Annotated in this window: 16 protein-coding genes; 10 read left to right on the top strand and 6 right to left on the bottom strand. The window is 69.1% G+C overall.

The genetic code is table 11. The annotated features are described in order from the left end of the window. The first annotated feature begins 102 nt into the window (after positions 1-102). Together WG902_RS16440 and WG902_RS16445 are read left to right on the top strand one after the other, a co-directional pair. The gene (locus WG902_RS16440; RefSeq protein WP_340061212.1) at positions 103-1326 is read left to right on the top strand and encodes an MFS transporter; all 1224 of its coding nucleotides are present in this window, start codon (positions 103-105) and stop codon (positions 1324-1326) included. Positions 1327-1400: 74 nt separating this feature from the next. Then, the gene (locus WG902_RS16445) at positions 1401-1598 is read left to right on the top strand and encodes a hypothetical protein (RefSeq protein WP_340061213.1); all 198 of its coding nucleotides are present in this window, start codon (positions 1401-1403) and stop codon (positions 1596-1598) included. Between the two features lie 40 nt (positions 1599-1638). Here WG902_RS16445 and WG902_RS16450 read toward each other — a convergent pair whose 3' ends face one another. The 3 genes from WG902_RS16450 to WG902_RS16460 all read right to left on the bottom strand — a co-directional run bounded on the left by WG902_RS16450 (position 1639) and on the right by WG902_RS16460 (position 4047). Continuing rightward, a complete protein-coding gene (locus WG902_RS16450) occupies positions 1639-2217 on the bottom strand; it encodes a hypothetical protein (RefSeq protein WP_340061214.1) in 579 nt (192 codons plus the stop codon). A 68-nt stretch (positions 2218-2285) separates the two neighbouring features. After that, positions 2286-3239 (bottom strand): aldose 1-epimerase, encoded by a 954-nt coding sequence (locus WG902_RS16455; RefSeq protein WP_340061215.1) that lies wholly within the window; start codon positions 3237-3239, stop codon positions 2286-2288. A gap of 7 nt (positions 3240-3246) precedes the next feature. Further along, the gene (locus WG902_RS16460; protein WP_340061216.1) at positions 3247-4047 is read right to left on the bottom strand and encodes a phytanoyl-CoA dioxygenase family protein; all 801 of its coding nucleotides are present in this window, start codon (positions 4045-4047) and stop codon (positions 3247-3249) included. Positions 4048-4303: 256 nt separating this feature from the next. Here WG902_RS16460 and WG902_RS16465 point away from each other — a divergent pair, with 256 nt between their 5' ends. The 4 genes from WG902_RS16465 (at position 4304) to galE (ending at position 9982) form a co-directional block, all read left to right on the top strand. After that, positions 4304-5485: a glycosyltransferase gene (locus WG902_RS16465; protein ID WP_340061217.1), complete on the top strand. Its 1182-nt coding sequence runs from the start codon at positions 4304-4306 to the stop codon at positions 5483-5485. Between the two features lie 71 nt (positions 5486-5556). Beyond that, the gene (glf, locus tag WG902_RS16470; protein ID WP_340061218.1) at positions 5557-6762 is read left to right on the top strand and encodes a UDP-galactopyranose mutase; all 1206 of its coding nucleotides are present in this window, start codon (positions 5557-5559) and stop codon (positions 6760-6762) included. After that, complete coding sequence (locus WG902_RS16475; protein ID WP_340061219.1) at positions 6762-8981, top strand: family 1 glycosylhydrolase; 2220 nt, start codon at positions 6762-6764, stop codon at positions 8979-8981. The genes glf and WG902_RS16475 overlap by 1 nt, the downstream gene beginning before the upstream one ends. Next, the gene (gene galE / locus WG902_RS16480) at positions 8978-9982 is read left to right on the top strand and encodes a UDP-glucose 4-epimerase GalE (RefSeq protein ID WP_340061220.1); all 1005 of its coding nucleotides are present in this window, start codon (positions 8978-8980) and stop codon (positions 9980-9982) included. Before WG902_RS16475 ends, galE begins: the two co-directional genes overlap by 4 nt. A 199-nt stretch (positions 9983-10181) precedes the next feature. Here the strand turns inward: galE and galK are convergent, their stop codons facing one another. The 3 genes from galK to WG902_RS16495 are packed head-to-tail and all read right to left on the bottom strand — an operon-like array spanning position 10182 to position 14100. After that, positions 10182-11222 (bottom strand): galactokinase, encoded by a 1041-nt coding sequence (gene galK, locus WG902_RS16485; RefSeq protein ID WP_340061221.1) that lies wholly within the window; start codon positions 11220-11222, stop codon positions 10182-10184. Then, positions 11219-12304, bottom strand: coding sequence for a galactose-1-phosphate uridylyltransferase (gene galT, locus WG902_RS16490; RefSeq protein WP_340061222.1), 1086 nt, complete (start codon positions 12302-12304; stop codon positions 11219-11221). Before galT ends, galK begins: the two co-directional genes overlap by 4 nt. Further along, the gene (locus WG902_RS16495) at positions 12304-14100 is read right to left on the bottom strand and encodes a glycoside hydrolase family 2 protein (RefSeq protein WP_340061223.1); all 1797 of its coding nucleotides are present in this window, start codon (positions 14098-14100) and stop codon (positions 12304-12306) included. Before WG902_RS16495 ends, galT begins: the two co-directional genes overlap by 1 nt. 141 nt (positions 14101-14241) lie before the next feature. Here WG902_RS16495 and nthA point away from each other — a divergent pair, with 141 nt between their 5' ends. The 4 genes from nthA to WG902_RS16515 all read left to right on the top strand — a co-directional run bounded on the left by nthA (position 14242) and on the right by WG902_RS16515 (position 16596). Next, on the top strand, positions 14242-14871 hold the full coding sequence (gene nthA, locus WG902_RS16500; RefSeq protein ID WP_340061224.1) for a nitrile hydratase subunit alpha: 630 nt from the start codon (positions 14242-14244) through the stop codon (positions 14869-14871). Next, the gene (nthB, locus tag WG902_RS16505) at positions 14868-15527 is read left to right on the top strand and encodes a nitrile hydratase subunit beta (protein WP_340061225.1); all 660 of its coding nucleotides are present in this window, start codon (positions 14868-14870) and stop codon (positions 15525-15527) included. Before nthA ends, nthB begins: the two co-directional genes overlap by 4 nt. Beyond that, entirely contained in the window at positions 15524-15904 is a 381-nt protein-coding gene (locus WG902_RS16510; protein WP_340061226.1) for a nitrile hydratase accessory protein, read from the top strand. The genes nthB and WG902_RS16510 overlap by 4 nt, the downstream gene beginning before the upstream one ends. A 107-nt stretch (positions 15905-16011) precedes the next feature. Beyond that, a complete protein-coding gene (locus WG902_RS16515; RefSeq protein WP_340061227.1) occupies positions 16012-16596 on the top strand; it encodes a hypothetical protein in 585 nt (194 codons plus the stop codon). Positions 16597-16807: the final 211 nt, after the last annotated feature.

Below are 16807 nucleotides of genomic sequence, written 5' to 3' on the forward strand. Positions count from 1 at the left end.
TGTCGGCACGCGCCATTCTGATCGGGCGCTGACGGCCTGCCTAGCCGGGAGTTGCCCGGGTGCTCCGGGAGATACACTGCGTGCGCATTCTCGCAGCACGCCTTGAAAATCTTCCACGGCTGGCGCATCGCGGCAGCGGGCGCCGGGATCCAGTTCCTCCATTCCGCCATGCTCGTGCAGGCCTTCGGGGCCTATGTCGCGGTGCTTTCGGAGGAGCGCGGCTGGAGCAAGACCGCCCTCGCGGGCGGCGCCGCGCTGCAGTCGCTCGAGGGCGCGCTGCTCGGCCCCGCGCTCGGCTGGCTGGTGGACCGCTTCGGCCCGCGCATGCTGGTCCACGCAGGCATCCTGCTGCTGGCCGCCGGTTTCATTTTCCTCAGCCAGATCGATTCGCTTGCCGGCTTCTATGTGGCCGTGGTCATCGTGTCGATCGGTGCAAGCCTTTCGGGTTACTTTCCGTTCTCCGTTGCGCTGATGCACTGGTTCGAGCGCCGGCGCGCCCGGGCGCTTTCCATGATCAGCCTGGGCCTCGCAGCCGGCGGACTGGCGGTGCCGGTGGTCGGCTGGGCGATGCAGACGCATGGCTGGCGCATGACGGCCATGGGCTCGGGTGTGATCGTGCTGTTGGCCGGCCTGCCGCTCGCGCGCTTCGTCCGACGCAATCCCGCGGAGATCGGCGAGACGATGGACGGGCTCCCTCCAGCGCCGGCGCCCGAACCGACGCTGGGTGGAACGATGCCCGTGCGGGCGCCGTCGTTCACGGCGGCGCAGGCGCTGCGCACCCGCGCCTTCTGGCTGCTGGGCGTCGGCCACGCCTTCGCGCTGCTGGTGGTGACCGCCGTGAACGTGCACGCCATCTCGCACATGAAGCAGGGCCTCGGCTACACCCTGGCCGAGGCGTCTTTCGTGATCACGCTCATGACGATCGCCCAGGCCTGCGGCGTGCTGGTGGGCGCGGCCAAGGGCGACCGCTGGAACAAGCGCGTGGTCGCCGCGGGCTGCATGCTGGCGCACATGCTGGGCTTGCTCGCCCTGACCTGGGCGGTGCATCCCGTGATGCTGGGCGCCTTCGCCGTGCTGCATGGCGTGGCATGGGGCCTGCGCGGGCCGTTCATGCAGGCCCTGCGCGCGGACTACTTCGGCTTGCAGGCCATCGGCATGATCCTGGGCCTGTCGGCCATCATCATTTCGCTCGGGCAGGTGGCCGGGCCGATGATCGCGGGACTGTTTGCCGATGCCACCGGCAACTACCGCCTGGGGTTCACGGTGCTGGCGCTGGTCGCCGGGTCCGGCTCGGTGTTGTTCCTCATGGCGAAGAAGCCGGGGTAGGCGGCGTCGGCTTGTCCTACGCCCGGGCGGGAACCCTGCGTGGAGGATGGTCGGTCAACCACACAGGAGACTCGATGACGGACCCCCGCAACATTGCGCACGACAAGAAGGTGCAGCAGGAAAAGAAGCACAACAAGGAAGAGATCGCACCCGGCGCGGACAAGACGCCGCAGCCGGGCAAGAAGACGCACATGGAACGGCATGCGTCCGATGCGGCGAAGGTCCCCGACGAGGCGGCGCCGGTGCCGACGGCGGAGAAACCGCTGGACTAGCCGGTCACGCGCGCTGACCGGATGCCCTGACGGCTGGGCGTCAGCGCGGGCACCGCAGCGGCGGCTTGTCGCGCAGCACCGGAAGCATCTCGCGCTCCGCGCACAGCAACGTCAGCCGTTCGGCCGCGGCCGCGCGGTCCGCATGCACCACGGCCTGCACGCGGCGGCGACCGCTTTCCGCCGTCACCCAGTAGCGCTGCGGCGCGCCGGTGAGGTCCGCGTTGGGTTGCGACAGCGTCACCCTGGTCGGCGCATCAGGCCCCAGCCAGGCGACGACGCCGGGGTCTTGCGCGACGAATCGCGTGATGCGCGCCTCTTCGCCGATGCGCGCATCCTCCTGGCGCTCCCAGGTCAGGCCGCTGGCCACCAGGAGGGCGACACAGGGCGCCACGATCAGCAGGATCTTGTGCTGTCGCCAGGGGTCGTGCCGGCGCTCGCGCGAAACCATGATGGCCTCCGCGAACATCAGCGTCATGAAGCACGCGGGGACCGCGCCCACCGTCCACCACAGCACCGTGTCGGAAGCCTGGGACGCGCCGCCCGGCTGCGCGAGCAAGGCATAAGCGATCAGCACCCAGAGCGGGAGCAGCCCGAGACCGCCGTACAGGAGCAAGCCCATGGGCCAAGTTTAGTCCTTGCGCGGCCACCCTGCCCGCCGGGTTTCCCCCGGGCTGGCTACCGGGAGGCTCACTCCCATTGCGGCCGCAGCGTGAACCGGACAATGAGGGATGCGTCGGGGGCGAGGCGGGCGCCGCCCAGCGGTTCGCGGCCGTACTGCGGCAGCAGGTTCAGCCAGTCGGTGCACTGGCTCACGGGCTCGGCGCAGAAATGGTCGTAGCCGCTCGGGCAGTACAGCACGAAGTAGTCGAGCGGCGACTCCGCCTCCATGGTGATGCTGCGCGCCGGGCCGTGCACGTCTTCGGGCCAGTCGATGCGGGTGGAGTGCTCCCAGCCGGTGAAGTTGTTGTCCAGGTCGAGCCGGGCGAGCTCCACGCCTTCGCGCAACGCGTCGACCGGGCCGCCCGACTGCAGGTCGACCGGCATCACTTGCGCGTCGCCCCGCCACATGGCGCGCGCGGGGCTGCGCACGCGCGTGCCCGGGTGGTGCGGGAAATAGGGATGGTGGCCGATGCCGGCCGGCATGGCCGCCGTGTCCTCGTTGCGTACCTCCATCTCCACGTGCAACACGCGTTGGCGCAGGCGGAAATGCTGGCGCGCGGAAAAGCGCCACGGCCAGGCCTCGCTCGCATCCACTGCCAGGGTCAGCTCGGCCTCGTCCACGGCCGCCGACGCCACCTGCCAGGGCCGCAACCAGCCGATGCCGTGCAAGGGATGCGGTGCGTCCGCAGCGGGATGGTTGGGCGGAAAGCGGATCTGGCGGCCCTCGAAGCTGGCGCGCCCGTTGCGGATGCGGTTGCAGAACGGCACCAGCGGAAAGCTCGCCATGTCCAGCGGGTCCCGGGCCGCCAGCCCGGTGGCCGTGGCAGGCCGCAGCCAGTGCAGGTGCCGCCGGCTGCCACCTTGCTGCCAATGGCGGGTGAAGCTGGCGATGGAGCCGCCGGCGTCGGGCGCCAGCACCAGCCGCAATTCCCCGGCGGCCAGCACGACGAGGGGTTCGGCGGAAACGGCGGCAGGCGTCATCTGCGGTTCAGTAGGCAAAGCTGCGATAGCTTTCTTCCTGTTCGAGCGCGAGCTCCTCATCCGGCACCACGGGGTTGAAGCGCAGGAGGCTGCGCCCGGTCGGCGACAAGGTGTCCCATGTGCTTTGCGGCACCCGGATCTGCACCTCGGGCCGCAAGTACCAGCGGCGGCTGTAGCCCAGCACGACCATCGGCCGCGGCCGGTCGGTGAAATTCGGCGTGCCGCGGTGGACGGCGCGCACGTCGCGGATCATCACGTCGCCCATGCGCATGTGCAGGCGGTGCTGCGCGATCGCGCCGGATGCGAGCCCCGCCATGGCCTGCGGCTTGTTCATCCGGTGCGTGCCGTAGGTGGTCTCGAACGGTCCGTTGTCGTCGTCGATGTCGCACAGGGCGAAGTTCACCGCCAGCTGGAACGATGGCGTGTCGTTGTTGTTCCATTCCGGGAACAGCGCCGGCGTGTCGGCATGCCACGGCTGGAAGTCGGAGCCCTTCATCGGCGTGTCGCTGGCCAGCTGGCACAGCACCGGCTCGGGCCCCGCGACCCGCTCCACCACGGCCAGCAGGTCACGGTCTTCGTAGATCTCGGGATCGGCCCACAGGCCGGCGAACGGAAGCGTCACGTAGTAACGCTGCGCACCGCGGCTGGAAACCTGCTTCTCGCGCGCGATCTGCGCGCGCAGCAGCGGCGGGAAGGCCTCGGCCCAGCGCGCGAGCTTGGCACGCGGGATGTGGTCGCGCAGGATGACGAGGCTGTCGCGGTTGAAATCGCGAGCGAAGGCGTCGTGCTCTGCGGCTGTGTAGCGCATGGATAGGTCTCGGGTGCGAATGGAGAACGCTTATCTTCCACCCAATCGACGCCCGTGCAAGCTCAGCACGCGCAATGCAGGATGTGTCCCACGCGGGGACCGGCTGCCGGACGATGGACATGCGGGAAACGCCTGCGCTACGTACAGCGTCGCGTCGCTCACGGCTCGCCCGAAGGTGGCGTACGCATGCGTAGGACTGCACCCATTTGCTCTTGTGGCACGGCATTGCTGCGCAATAGGCCAGCAAAATAACCCCATGAAAACCCTCGTAGTCTTCTCCCACCTCCGCTGGAACTTCGTCTATCAACGCCCACAGCACCTGCTGACACGGTTGGCCTCGCGTTGGCCGGTGATCTTCATCGAGGAGCCGATGCCCAACGCGTCGGAAGACCGCATCGAGTACATCGCCGCCGCTCCTGGCATAGAGGTGTGGCGACCGCACCTGCGCGGCGCGGCGCACGGTTTTCATGCGGAGCACAAGGCCGCGCTGCAGAAGCTGGTGGGCAAGTGCCTGCAGGAACAACGGATCGACGATTACTGGGTCTGGTTCTACACGCCGATGGCCTTGCCCATGGCCGAGAAGCTGGAGCCGGAGGGCATCATCTACGACTGCATGGACGAACTGTCCATGTTCCGCGGCGCGCCGAAGGAACTGATCGACCAGGAAACGGCGCTGTTCAAGGCCGCCGACGTGGTCTTCACCGGCGGCCGCAGCCTCTACAACGCCAAGAAGGGCAGGCACCGCAACGTGCACTGCTTCCCCAGCAGCGTCGATGCACTGCACTTCCGCCAGGGCACTCCGGACCACCGCCTGCAGAAGCACATCGCCCGGCCCCGGCTGGGCTACTGCGGCGTGATCGACGAACGCATCAACCTCGATCTGATCGCGGGGGTCGCGGACGCGCGGCCGGATTGGCAGATCGTCATGGTCGGGCCGGTCGTCAAGATCGATCCGGCCAGCTGCCCCCAGCGGCCGAACATCCACTGGCTGGGCCAGCAGAACTACCAGGACCTGCCCGCCTTCATCAACGGCTGGGACGTCTGCCTGTTGCCGTTCGCGCTGAACGAGTCCACGCGCTTCATCAGTCCCACCAAGACGCTGGAATACATGGCCTGCGGCCGGCCCTCGGTCAGCACCGCCATCCGCGACGTCGTGGAGCCTTACGGCCACGTGGTGCCCATCAAGGAAGACGCCGCCGGCTTCGTCGCCGCCTGCGAGGCCTTCCTGGATTGGACGCCCGCGCAGCGCGCGGTGCACGACCAGGCCGTGGCTGACATCATCGCCCGCACCTCGTGGGACAACACGGCCGAACAGATGGCCGCAGTGATCGCCAAGGCCGAGGCCGCACGCGAAGCCCGCGAGCTGCCTGCAGTGGCCAACATCGCGACCGAACTGGCGCGCGCCTCCGCCGCGTCTTCGGGGATGGCCGCGAACTGACCGACCCCGCCGGGACGACGGCCGTCCCGGCCGCCACCGGCTTTCCCCTTTGCAAGCATCAGGAACAGCCCATGGACAAGATCAGCCAGGACCTCGAGCGAGCGGTCGCCGCCACCGTGCCCGATCGCGCGATATTCGACTACCTCATCGTGGGCGCCGGCTTTGCCGGCAGCGTGCTGGCCGAGCGGCTGGCCAACGAACTCGGCATGCGCGTGCTCATCGTCGACAAGCGCCCGCACATCGGCGGCAACGCGTATGACCGCTACGACGACCACGGCGTACTGATCCACCCGTACGGGCCGCACATCTTCCACACCAACTCGGAAGACATCTTCGAGTACCTGTCGAAGTTCACGCAGTGGCGGCCGTACCAGCACCGCGTGCTGGCCAGCGTGGACGGCCAGCTGGTGCCGATGCCCATCAACCTGGACACGATCAACAAGCTGTACGGCCTGAACCTGACCTCGTTCGAGGTGGAGAAGTTCTTCGAGTCCGTCGCCGAGAAGAAGGACGAGATCAAGACCTCCGAGGACGTGGTGGTCAACAAGGTAGGCCGCGAGCTGTACAACAAGTTCTTCCGCGGCTACACGCGCAAGCAGTGGGCGCTGGACCCGTCCGAGCTGGACGCCAGCGTCACGGCGCGCGTGCCCACGCGCACCAACCGCGACGATCGCTACTTCGCCGACAAGTTCCAGGCCATGCCGCTGCACGGCTACACGCGCATGTTCGAGAAGATGCTGGCGCACCCGAACATCAAGATCATGGTGAACACGGACTACCGCGAGATCGTGGACATCATCCCGTTCAGGCACATGATCTACACCGGCCCGGTCGACGCCTTCTTCGACAACAAGTACGGCAAGCTGCCGTACCGCAGCCTGCGCTTCGAGCACGTCAACGTGCCCAAGGAGCAGTTCCAGGCGGTGGGCACGGTGAACTACCCCAACGACTACGCCTACACCCGCATCAGCGAGTTCAAGCACATCACCGGCCAGGAGCACGCCTCCACGTCGGTCGTGTACGAGTATCCGTGCGCCGAAGGCGACCCGTACTACCCGGTGCCGCGGCCCGAGAACGCGGAGCTGTACCGCAAGTACGAGGCGGAAGCCGAGAACACGCCGAACGTCACGTTCGTCGGCCGGCTTGCCACGTACAAGTACTACAACATGGACCAGGTGGTGGGCCAGGCGCTCGCCACTTTCCGCAAGCTGCAGGCCTCCCATGAGGCCGGCCGGGGCTTGGGTTCGGCGGCGCTGGCGGCGCCGGTCACGGCCTGATGCCGCTCGAACTGTGGGCCGGACCCGAGTGCACCGTCAATCGTGTCGGTGACCGGTTCCACGACCAGCTCCCGGCCAGCGGCTTCGCCCATCGCCTCGACGACCTCGACCGGCTGGCCGGCCTCGGCATCCAGCGCATGCGCTTCCCGCTGGTGTGGGAACGCACGCAGGCCGAACGTGGCGGCCCCTGTGCCTGGGAGTGGAGCGACCAGCGCATCGCGCGGCTGCAGGAACTGAAGGTGGCGCCCATCGCCGGCCTGCTGCACCACGGCAGCGGCCCGATGTGGACCAACCTGCTGGACCCGGCGTTGCCCGATTTGCTGGCTGACTATGCAGCCGCGGCCGCCGAGCGTTATCCGCACATCGACGCCTGGACGCCCGTCAACGAGCCGCTCACCACGGCCCGCTTCAGTGGCCTGTACGGCCACTGGTATCCGCATCGCGCGGACGACGTCAGCTTCGTGCGGGCGCTGCTGAACCAGATGCGCGGCACGGTGCTGGCGATGCGCGCCATCCGCGCCGTCCATCCCAACGCCAAGCTGGTGCAGACGGAGGACCTCGGCTACATCACCAGCTCGCGCTCGCTGAAGTACCAGGCCGACTTCGAGAACCTGCGGCGCTGGCTGTCCTTCGACCTGCTGACCGGGCGCGTGACGCCGCGGCACGGCATGTGGAATTACCTGCGCGAATCCGGAGCGACCGAAAAAGAGCTGCAGTTCTTCATCGACGCGCAGTGCCCGCCCGACATCGTCGGCATCAACAGCTACCTCACCAGCGAGCGTCACCTGGACGATCGCATCCACCTCTATCCCGAACACCTGGTGGGTGGCAACGGCCGCCAGCGGTATGCGGACGTCGAACGGGTCCGGGTCGACGGCAACTTCATCGGCAGCTTCGAAGCGCGGCTGGCGGAGGCCAGCGAGCGCTACCAGCTGCCGCTGGCGATCACCGAGGTGCACCTGGGCTGCTCCCGCGAAGAGCAGATGCGCTGGCTGCACCAGGCGTGGCAGGGGGCGCAACGGGCGCGCGCGGCCGGCCACGACGTGCGGGCGCTCACCTGCTGGGCGGCTTTCGGCAGCTTCGACTGGGACAGCCTGGTCACGCTCGACCAGGGCCACTACGAGCCGGCGCTCTGGGACGTGCGGTCCGATCCGCCCCGGCCCACGGCCCTGGCCAGGCTGGCATGGCAACTGGGCCATGACGTGGAACCCGATCACCCGGTGCTGGAAGCACCTGGCTGGTGGCAGCGCGAAACGCGCCTGCGCTATCCCGCGAGCGGGCGGGTGCAGTCCCTGCCACTGCGCGGGCGGCCCCTGCTGATCACCGGCGCCACGGGCACCCTGGGTCGCGCCTTCGCGCGCATGTGCGAATTGCGCGGCCTGCCTTTCAAGCTCCTGCATCGCGCCGACATGGATGTCGCCGATGCCGCCTCCGTGCAGGCGGCCCTCGAGCGGTGGAACCCTTGGGCGGTGATCAACACCGCGGGCTACGTCCGGGTGGACGAGGCCGAACACGAGGAGCCGAGTTGCTGGCGCGACAACGTGGTCGGCGCCGCCATCCTGGCGCAGGCCTGCGCCCTGCGCGGCGTGCGCGTCGTCACGTTCTCCAGTGACCTGGTGTTCGACGGCGGCAAGGACGCGCCCTTCGTGGAGAGCGACGAGGCGCGGCCGCTCAACGCGTATGGCCGTGCCAAGCGCGAATCCGAAGTGCGGGTGCTGCGGCATGCGCGCGACGCGCTGGTGATCCGCACGGCCGCCTTCTTCGGCCCGTGGGACCAGCACAACTTCGTGACGCAGGCGCTGGGCGCGCTGCGCCGCGGCGAGCCCTGGCGCGCGGCGGATGACCAGTTCGTGTCGCCCACCTACGTGCCCGACCTGGTGCAGGCCACTCTCGACCTGCTGATCGACGGCGAGTCCGGCATCTGGCACCTGGCCAACCGCGGCGCGGCGAGCTGGAGCGAACTGGCGGTGCTGGCGGCAGACATGGCCGGGCTGGACGCCGGCCTGGTCGAGGCTGTGCCGGGAGCTTCGCTTGGCCAGACAGCACCGCGTCCACGCTACTCGGTGCTCGGCAGCGAACGGGGCCTGGTGATGCCCAGCCTGGAGGAGGCCATGGCGCGCTACCTGGCGGACGTACCGCCGTCCGCCTGCCCGCCGGCGGCGACCATCGCGCCGGAACTTTTGCATGAGACACTCGAAGCTGCATCCGCACTTCCATGACCCAGAACGCACTTCCTTCCGTCATCGTCGCCGGCGGCGCCGGCTACATCGGCTCGCACATGGTTCGCATGCTGGCCGAGTCCGGCTACCACCCGGTCGTCGTCGACAACATGGCGACCGGCCATGCGGACGCGGTCGTCTCGGGCGCGACGCTGGAGGCGGGCGACATCGGGGACCCCACCTTCATGCGCGGACTGCTGCAGCGCTACCAGCCGCAATGCGTGATGCATTTCGCCGCGGCCAGCCTGGTCGGCGAGTCGATGACGGCGCCGGCGAAGTACTGGCGGAACAACCTGGTGCAGACGCTCAACCTGCTGGACACCATGGTGGCGTGCGACGTCAAGCAATTCATCTTCTCGTCCACGGCGGCCGTGTACGGCAACCCGGTGGAAGTGCCCATCACCGAGCGGCACCCGCAGCAGCCGATCAACCCCTACGGCAACAGCAAGCTGGGTGTCGAGAGGGCCCTGGCGGATTACAGCCAGGCCTACGGCGTGCGCTCCATCACGCTGCGTTATTTCAATGCGGCGGGCGCGCACCCGGACGGCACGCTCGGCGAGCGGCATGAACCCGAGACGCACCTGATCCCGCTGGTGCTGCAGGTAGCGTCCGGGCGGCGTGAATTCATCTCCCGCTTCGGCTCGAACTTCCCGACGCCCGACGGCTCCTGCGTGCGCGACTATATCCACGTGCAGGACCTGTGCACGGCCCATTTGCTGGCGTTGAAGAAACTGGGCGACGGTGCGCCGACGACGGTCTACAACCTGGGCAACGGCGCCGGCCATTCGGTCAACGAGGTCATCGAAGCGGCGCGCAAGGTGACGGGACACCCGATCCCGCTGCGCGACGATCCGCCGCGCGCCGGCGATCCCCCGGTGCTCGTGGCCGACGCGCAGCGCGCGCGCGCCGAGTTGAACTGGGTGCCGCAGTACCCGGATATCGAGACCATCATTGCGCATGCGTGGCAGTGGGAGCAGAAGCACGCGGCGATGAAGCGCTGATCGATGGCGGGGTCGCTTCGCGAACCCGCCCTACGCGGACGCATCACCCGTACGGCGGGTTCGGCGATGGCGGGGTCGCTTCGCGAACCCGCCCTACGCCGGACGCATCACCTGTACGGCGGGTTCCGCTCCGCGAAGCCGCCCTACGCCGGACGCATCACCGTAGGCCGGGTTCGCGCCAGCGACCCCGGCATGCAAATCAAGGCACCAGCTGCCGCCCCTTGTGCCCCGCCGCGTTGTACTGCGCCAGCACCGCATCCGCAACCGATTGCACGTGCTGTGCCTTGCACAGCGCCACGCACGCACCCCCGAACCCGGCACCCGTCAACCGCGCCCCGTAGACCCCCGGGTGCGACTGCAGCAGCGCCACCAGCTGGTCCAGCTCGGGCGTCGACACCTCGTAGTCATCGCGCAAGCTCGCATGCGACGCATTCATCAGCTGGCCGAACGCAGCCGCATCGGTCATCTCCGCCGCCTGCAGAACGCGCGCGTTCTCGGTGAAGACGTGCCGGGCGCGCCGGCGCAGCAGGTCCGGCAGGCGCTCGATGGCGTCGAGCCCGGGCACGTCGCGCAACGACACCACGCCCAGCTGTCGCGCCGCCGCTTCGCACTCGCCGCGCCGCTGGTTGTAGCCGCTGCCGGCGAGGGTGCGCGCGACGCCGGAATCCAGCACCAGCACCACGCTTCCCAAGGGCAAGGGCACGTCGCGCCGGTCCAGCGAGCGCGTGTCGATCAGCAACGCGCGCTCCGTCCCCGCGAGGCTGGACGCCATCTGGTCCATGATCCCGCAGCGCACGTGCGCGAACTCGATCTCGGCCTTCTGCGCCAGCTGCGCGATCTCGACGTCGTCGAACGGCAGCGACAGCAGTTCCCGCAGGCAACGCAGCGTGGCCACCTCCAGCGCCGCGCTCGACGACAGGCCCACGCCCATGGGCACGTCCGAGCTCACCTCGATGTCCAGGCCCGGGATCTGCGCGCGGCGCGCCCTGGCCAGCACCAGGCAACCGTAGACGTAGCTGGCGAAATGGTCGGTCGGCGGCTCGTCGAAGGAGAAGCGCACCGTCTGCGCCAGCTCCTTGGCGTGCAGCGCGAATGCGGCCGTGCCGTTGCGCCGCATCGAAACCCGCGTGCGCTGCCGGATCGCCACCGGCAGCACGAAGCCGTCGTTGTAGTCGGTGTGCTCGCCCAGCAGGTTCACGCGCCCGGGTGCATCGGCCACCGCGTCGAATGCCGCGCTCATGCAAACCTCACTTCCACCTGTTGCAGCTCGCGGGCCTTCTCCTCCGGCAGCGCGTCCATCGCGAAGAAGCCGGCGGCCAGCTCCGTCCCCGCCAGGTACTTCAGGCGGTCGCGCGTGCGGTACGGCGGCCACAACTGGGCGTGCAGGTGCGACTCCGGATGCGGATGGCCATCGGTGGGCGCCTGGTACCAGGCCATGAGATAGGGAAACGGCCGCTGCCACAGCGCGTCGAACTTGAGCAGCACCGTCTTCAGCGCGCGGGCCAGGTCGGCCCGCACTTCGTCGGTGAGGTGCGCGAAGCTTTCCACCGCGCGGATGGGCGCCACCCACACCTCGTAGGGATAGCGCGCGCACACCGGCACGAAAGCCACCGCGTGCGGGCCTTCGTACAGCACCCGCCGGCCATCGCGCACTTCCTTTTCGATGTGCATCTCGAGCAGCCCGCGCTTCTCCCGTGCGTAGTGCGCCACCGCCACCTGTTGCATGCGGGCGGGAACCGGCGGCACGACCGGATACGCGTAGATCTGCCCGTGCGGATGGTGCAGCGTCACTCCGACCTCTGCGCCGCGGTTCTCGAAAGGCAGCGCGTACTGGATGACGTCCTCCGCGCCCAGGCGCCGCATGCGGTCCCCCCACACACGCATCAGCAGCTCGATGTGGTCCAGCGGGAGCGCGCCGAGCGAAGCCTCGCGGTCCTGCGTGAACACCACCACTTCGCAGCGGCCCTCGGCCGGCGCCGTCGGCACGATCAGTTCCGGCGGCGCCGCCACGGCCCCGCCGAGCGACGGAAAGCGGTTCTCGAACACCGCCACGTCCCACGGCCCCACCGGCACCTCCGTGGGATTGGCCGGATCGGTCATCGGCGCCAGCGGGTTGTATTCCGGCGGCGGCAGGAAGGTGCGGCCCTGCCGGTGCGCCGCATACGTCACCCACTCGCCGCGCAACGGGTGCCAGCGCAGGTGCGCCGCGCCGGCCAGCGGGTCGGGGAACGGGCTGGGCGCCTGCAGGCCGGGCGGCAGGGGCTGGCGCGCATAGAGCGTCATCCGCCGGCCATCCGGCTTGGTGAGTTCCACGCTGTGCATCACACGCCCCCGGGAATGTAGGTGCGCGATTCGGACGTGGCCTTGGCGATCCGCGCCAGCGGGATCTTCGGCGTGCGGTCCGCGTACAGCAGGCCGTTCGCCTCCTGGAAGGTGTCGGCGAACTGCGTGTAGCAGAAGCCGCTGAACAGCGCCGTGTGGATGATGGTCTTCAGCAGCTCCTCGTAGAGGCGGGCAAAGGTTTCCTCGTCGTCCACCGCGGTGTAGCCCCAGATCTTCTTCACGCCTGCTTCGGCATGGGCCTGGAAGGCGATGCCGCCGAACTCGGTCAGCATGATCGGCTGCCCCTGGTGCGGATAGCCATCCAGCGTCAGCACGCGGCCGCCGGGCCGGCGCCGGTCGAACAGCTGCTCGGGCTCCACCTCGGGGCCGTAGCGCTTGCGGATGTGCTCCAGGTTGGAGTCGTAGTCATGGATGCCGATGATGTCGGTGGCCGATGACTCCCAGCCGTCGTTGCCGATCACCGCGCGCGACTGGTCCAGCGTCTTCGTCAGGTGGTACAGCGCTTCCACCGCGTGGCGATGCGCCTGCACGGTGGGCAGCTCCGGCACGCCCCACGACTCGTTGAACGGCACCCACACGATGATGCAGGGGTGGCTGTAGTCACGTTCGATCACTTCCGTCCATTCGCGCACGATGCGCTTGATGGCCGTGCGGGTGAACCGGTAGGCCGACGGCATCTCTTCCCAGACCATCAGCCCGAGCTTGTCCGCCCAGTACAGGTAGCGCGGGTCCTCGATCTTCTGGTGCTTGCGCACCCCATTGAAGCCCATCGCCTTGGCCAGCTCCACGTCCTTGCGCAACGCCGCATCGCCGGGCGAGGCCAGCAGCGTGTCCGGCCAGTAACCCTGGTCCAGCACCATGCGCAGCACGTAGGGCCGGCCATTGAGCATGAACCGGTCACGCAGCACGTGCGCCGAGCGCAGCGCGGTGTACGACCTGACCTCGTCCACCATCTTGCCGCCGATCCACAGCCGCAATGTCGCGTCCAGCAGCGTCGGGCGCTCCGGGCTCCACAGCAGCTCATTGCGGAAGTCGTCGATGCCGGGGTCGGACAGCACCACGAAGCGGTCCACCTCGCCATCGACCACCCGGTAGCGGTCGCGCGCCAGCAGCCGGTCGCCGTGCTTGAGTTCCAGCTCCAGCGACATGTCCGTCGCGCTCATGTCGCCGCCCAGGCGCGCCTCGATGCCGATCTGGAAACCTTCGACCCGCGGCGTCCAGCGGATCTTGTCGATGAAGGTGCGGTTCATCCGCTCCAACCACACCGTCTGCCAGATGCCGGTGGTGCGCGGATACCAGATCGAATGCGGCTCGAGCTGCCAGTCCTGCTTGCCGCGCGGCTTGGTCAATTCGAACGGGTCGTCCTCCGCACGCACTGTCACCGTCTGGCGGCCATCGGATCGCAGCATGTCGGTGATATCGGCCCAGAACGGCGTGTGGCCGCCCTCGTGCGTCACCGCCAGCTGGCCGTTCACCCAGACCCGCGCCGAGTAATCGACGGCGCCGAAACGCAGGACCACGCGGTCCTTCCCCGGCTTGCAGTCGAACTCCCGCTCGTACCAGCAGATCTTGTGGAAGCCCCGGTCTCCGATGCCGCTGGCGGTGGACTCCGGCGGAAACGGCACCGTGATCTCCAGTGGCCAATCCTTCACGTCCGTGGGACAGCCGAGCGTAGCGTCATCGTCGAAGCGGAAGCGCCACGTCCCGTTGAGGCTGGTCCAGTCGGCCCGCTGCAGTTGCGGCCGTGGATAGCCATGTTGGGTCCCTGTCTCCAAATGCGTTTCTCCTGAAAAATCGCGCAGCGAAAAGCTTTGACCGGCAGCGGCGCCCGGCGTGTCGGACAAGCGCCCGAATCACGACTGTTGCGGACGTTGCGACGGATGGCGCCGCGTTGGCTCTTGGGGCATCATGGATGGATGGCCACGCATGAGCATCACGACCACGGTCACGACCACAGCGAGCTCGACGCCACCGAGCTGCGGGTGCGCGCCCTGCAGACCCTGCTGGCGCAGAAGGGCTACATCGACCCCGCGGCGCTGGACGCCATCGTCGACACCTACCAGACGCGCGTGGGCCCGCGCAACGGCGCGCGCGTGGTGGCCCGCGCGTGGAGCGAGCCCGCGTTTCGGGACTGGCTGATGCGCGACGCCACGGCCGCTGTCGCCTCGCTGGGCTACGCGGGCCGCCAGGGCGAGCACCTGGTGGCGGTGGCCAACACCGACGCCGTGCACAACATGGTGGTCTGCACGCTGTGCAGTTGCTACCCATGGCCGGTGCTGGGCCTGCCGCCGGTCTGGTACAAGAGCGCGCCTTATCGCTCGCGCGCCGTGCGCGATCCACGCGGAGTGCTGGCGGATTTCGGTGTGACGCTGCCGGCCGAACGTGAAATCCGGGTCTGGGATTCCACCGCGGAGGTGCGCTACCTGGTGCTGCCACAGCGGCCGGCCGGCACGGAAGGCCTCGACCAGGACCAGCTCGCCGCCCTGGTGACGCGCGATTCGATGATCGGCACGGGCCTGCCCCGCTCGCCCGGAGCCGCGCCATGACGTACACCACGCATGCGGACCTGGGCGGCCAGCGCGGGCACGGCGCCGTCGTTCCCGAGGACGAGAGCGAGCGCTTCCACGAGCCATGGGAGCCGACTGCGCTCGCACTGGTGCTGGCGATGGGCGCCACCGGCAGCTGGAACATCGACATGAGCCGGGCCGCGCGAGAAACGCTGCCTGATTACGAACGCCTGAGCTACTACCGCATCTGGCTGGCGGGGCTGGAAAAGCTGATGCTGGAGCGCGCCCAGGTGTTCCCCGACGAACTGCAGGCCGGCCGCATGCTCCACCCGCCGGCCACCGTGCGGCGCGTGCTGCGCGCGCAGGATGTCGCGGCTGCGCTCGCCAAGGGCTCGCCGACCCTGCGCGACACCGGGCCGGCGGCGAGCTTCACCATCGGGCAGCGCGTCCGGACGCGGGCCCATGCCGTTGCGCATCACACCCGGCTGCCCGGCTACGTGCGCGGCAAGGTCGGCACCGTCGAGCGCCTGCACGGCAGCCACGTGTTTGCCGACGCGCACGCGCAGGCGCTGGGCGAACAACCCGAGCCGCTGTACACGGTGGTGTTCGACGGCGTCGAGCTCTGGGGCACCACGGCGCAAGCGGGATTGAAAGTCTCGGTCGACGCCTGGCAGTCTTACCTGGAGGCCGCATGAGTGTGGTGCCCGTGCCCGTTCCCGGGCTGCCTGGCGATGCGGAAGGGCCGGTGTTCGGTGCGCCGTGGCAGGCGCAGGCTTTCGCGATGACGCTGGCGTTGCACGAGCGCGGCCTGTTCACCTGGCCCGAGTGGGCGCAGGCGTTGGCGGCGCGCATCCGCGCCGAACCCGCGGCAGAGGGTGCCGACGCGGGTGAAGCGTACTACCGCCAGTGGCTCGGCGCCCTGGAAGACATCGTGGCCGCGCGGGGAGCTGCGTCACCCACCGAACTCGCACGCTACCAGCGGGCCTGGGACCACGCCGCCGACCGCACGCCGCACGGCCAGCCGATCGAGTTGCGCGCCGACGATTTCACCCCTGCCGAACCCCGCGCGTAAAAAAGCCAGCGGCAACGCCGCTGGCTGGAAGGGAGTCTTGGGAGGGAGTGGCTTAGTTGCGGTCGGCGCGCGCTGCACGAACGGTGCCGCCGCTACCCGATGCGCCCATGCTGGACGAGCCGCTGCTCGACGAGCCCATGGTGGAGCCGCTGCTCGAGCCCGAAGCGCCGAGGGTCGTGCCGGAGGACGAGGAACCCGCGGTGCCGCTGCTGCCAAGGGAGCCGCTGCTGCCCGTGCTGCCGACGGTGCCCGAGGCGGAGCCGCCGACCGTGCCGGAGGTGGAGCCGGAGCTGCCCACGGTGCCGGAGGTGGAGCTGCCGGCGGTGGTGGGGGTGGAGCCCGAGGTGCTGCCCGTCGTGCTCGGAGTGGAGCTGGAGGTGGAGCCCATCGTGGTGCCCGAGGTGCCGCTCGCCGTGCTGTCCGTGCGCGTGCCGGTGCCCGTGGCGCTGGAGCCCGTCGCGCTGCCGCCGGTCGATGCCGAGCCCGTGCTGGAGCCGCTGCCCCCGGCGCCGCTGCCCATGCTGCCGCCCCCGCTGCCCGCCGCGCCGGCGCTGGTGCCCGCGCCCGCTGCGCCGCCCGCGCCGCCGGCGCTGCCGCCACCGGCGCCCTGCGCGATCGCAGCGCTGCCGAATGCCAGGGCCGCCGCGGCGGCCAGGGTGGAGAGGGTGTACTTGGTCGATTTCATGCCTTGATCCTTCAGTGAGTGGTTGTTGCGATGCCGCGCACTCCGGCTCGGCACACTTCACGGTAGTCAGTCGATCTTCTTCCCGGCCACGGCGAAGCACCGCAGCAGGCGTCCGCAGAAATCCGACAGGGACGTAGGAGAAGCTGAAGCCGCGGTAGCCCTGTAATTTCTTCCAGCCGTGCGGTGGAAACGGCTCTGCTGCACGCTGGCCCAGCCGT

The sequence above is a fragment of the Ramlibacter sp. PS3R-8 genome, from assembly GCF_037572435.1.
Taxonomy (GTDB): Bacteria; Pseudomonadota; Gammaproteobacteria; order Burkholderiales; family Burkholderiaceae_C; genus Ramlibacter.

What these genes read in the sequence shown, in the direction of transcription:
- WG902_RS16445 (WP_340061213.1), top strand. Translation starts at nt 1,401, where the DNA reads ATGACGGACCCCCGCAACATTGCGCACGACAAGAAGGTGCAGCAGGAA.
- WG902_RS16450 (WP_340061214.1), bottom strand. Translation starts at nt 2,217, where the DNA reads ATGGGCTTGCTCCTGTACGGCGGTCTCGGGCTGCTCCCGCTCTGGGTG.
- WG902_RS16455 (WP_340061215.1), bottom strand. Translation starts at nt 3,239, where the DNA reads ATGACGCCTGCCGCCGTTTCCGCCGAACCCCTCGTCGTGCTGGCCGCC.
- WG902_RS16460 (WP_340061216.1), bottom strand. Translation starts at nt 4,047, where the DNA reads ATGCGCTACACAGCCGCAGAGCACGACGCCTTCGCTCGCGATTTCAAC.
- WG902_RS16465 (WP_340061217.1), top strand. Translation starts at nt 4,304, where the DNA reads ATGAAAACCCTCGTAGTCTTCTCCCACCTCCGCTGGAACTTCGTCTAT.
- glf (WP_340061218.1), top strand. Translation starts at nt 5,557, where the DNA reads ATGGACAAGATCAGCCAGGACCTCGAGCGAGCGGTCGCCGCCACCGTG.
- WG902_RS16475 (WP_340061219.1), top strand. Translation starts at nt 6,762, where the DNA reads ATGCCGCTCGAACTGTGGGCCGGACCCGAGTGCACCGTCAATCGTGTC.
- galE (WP_340061220.1), top strand. Translation starts at nt 8,978, where the DNA reads ATGACCCAGAACGCACTTCCTTCCGTCATCGTCGCCGGCGGCGCCGGC.
- galK (WP_340061221.1), bottom strand. Translation starts at nt 11,222, where the DNA reads ATGAGCGCGGCATTCGACGCGGTGGCCGATGCACCCGGGCGCGTGAAC.
- galT (WP_340061222.1), bottom strand. Translation starts at nt 12,304, where the DNA reads ATGCACAGCGTGGAACTCACCAAGCCGGATGGCCGGCGGATGACGCTC.
- nthA (WP_340061224.1), top strand. Translation starts at nt 14,242, where the DNA reads ATGGCCACGCATGAGCATCACGACCACGGTCACGACCACAGCGAGCTC.
- nthB (WP_340061225.1), top strand. Translation starts at nt 14,868, where the DNA reads ATGACGTACACCACGCATGCGGACCTGGGCGGCCAGCGCGGGCACGGC.
- WG902_RS16510 (WP_340061226.1), top strand. Translation starts at nt 15,524, where the DNA reads ATGAGTGTGGTGCCCGTGCCCGTTCCCGGGCTGCCTGGCGATGCGGAA.
- WG902_RS16515 (WP_340061227.1), top strand. Translation starts at nt 16,012, where the DNA reads ATGCTGGACGAGCCGCTGCTCGACGAGCCCATGGTGGAGCCGCTGCTC.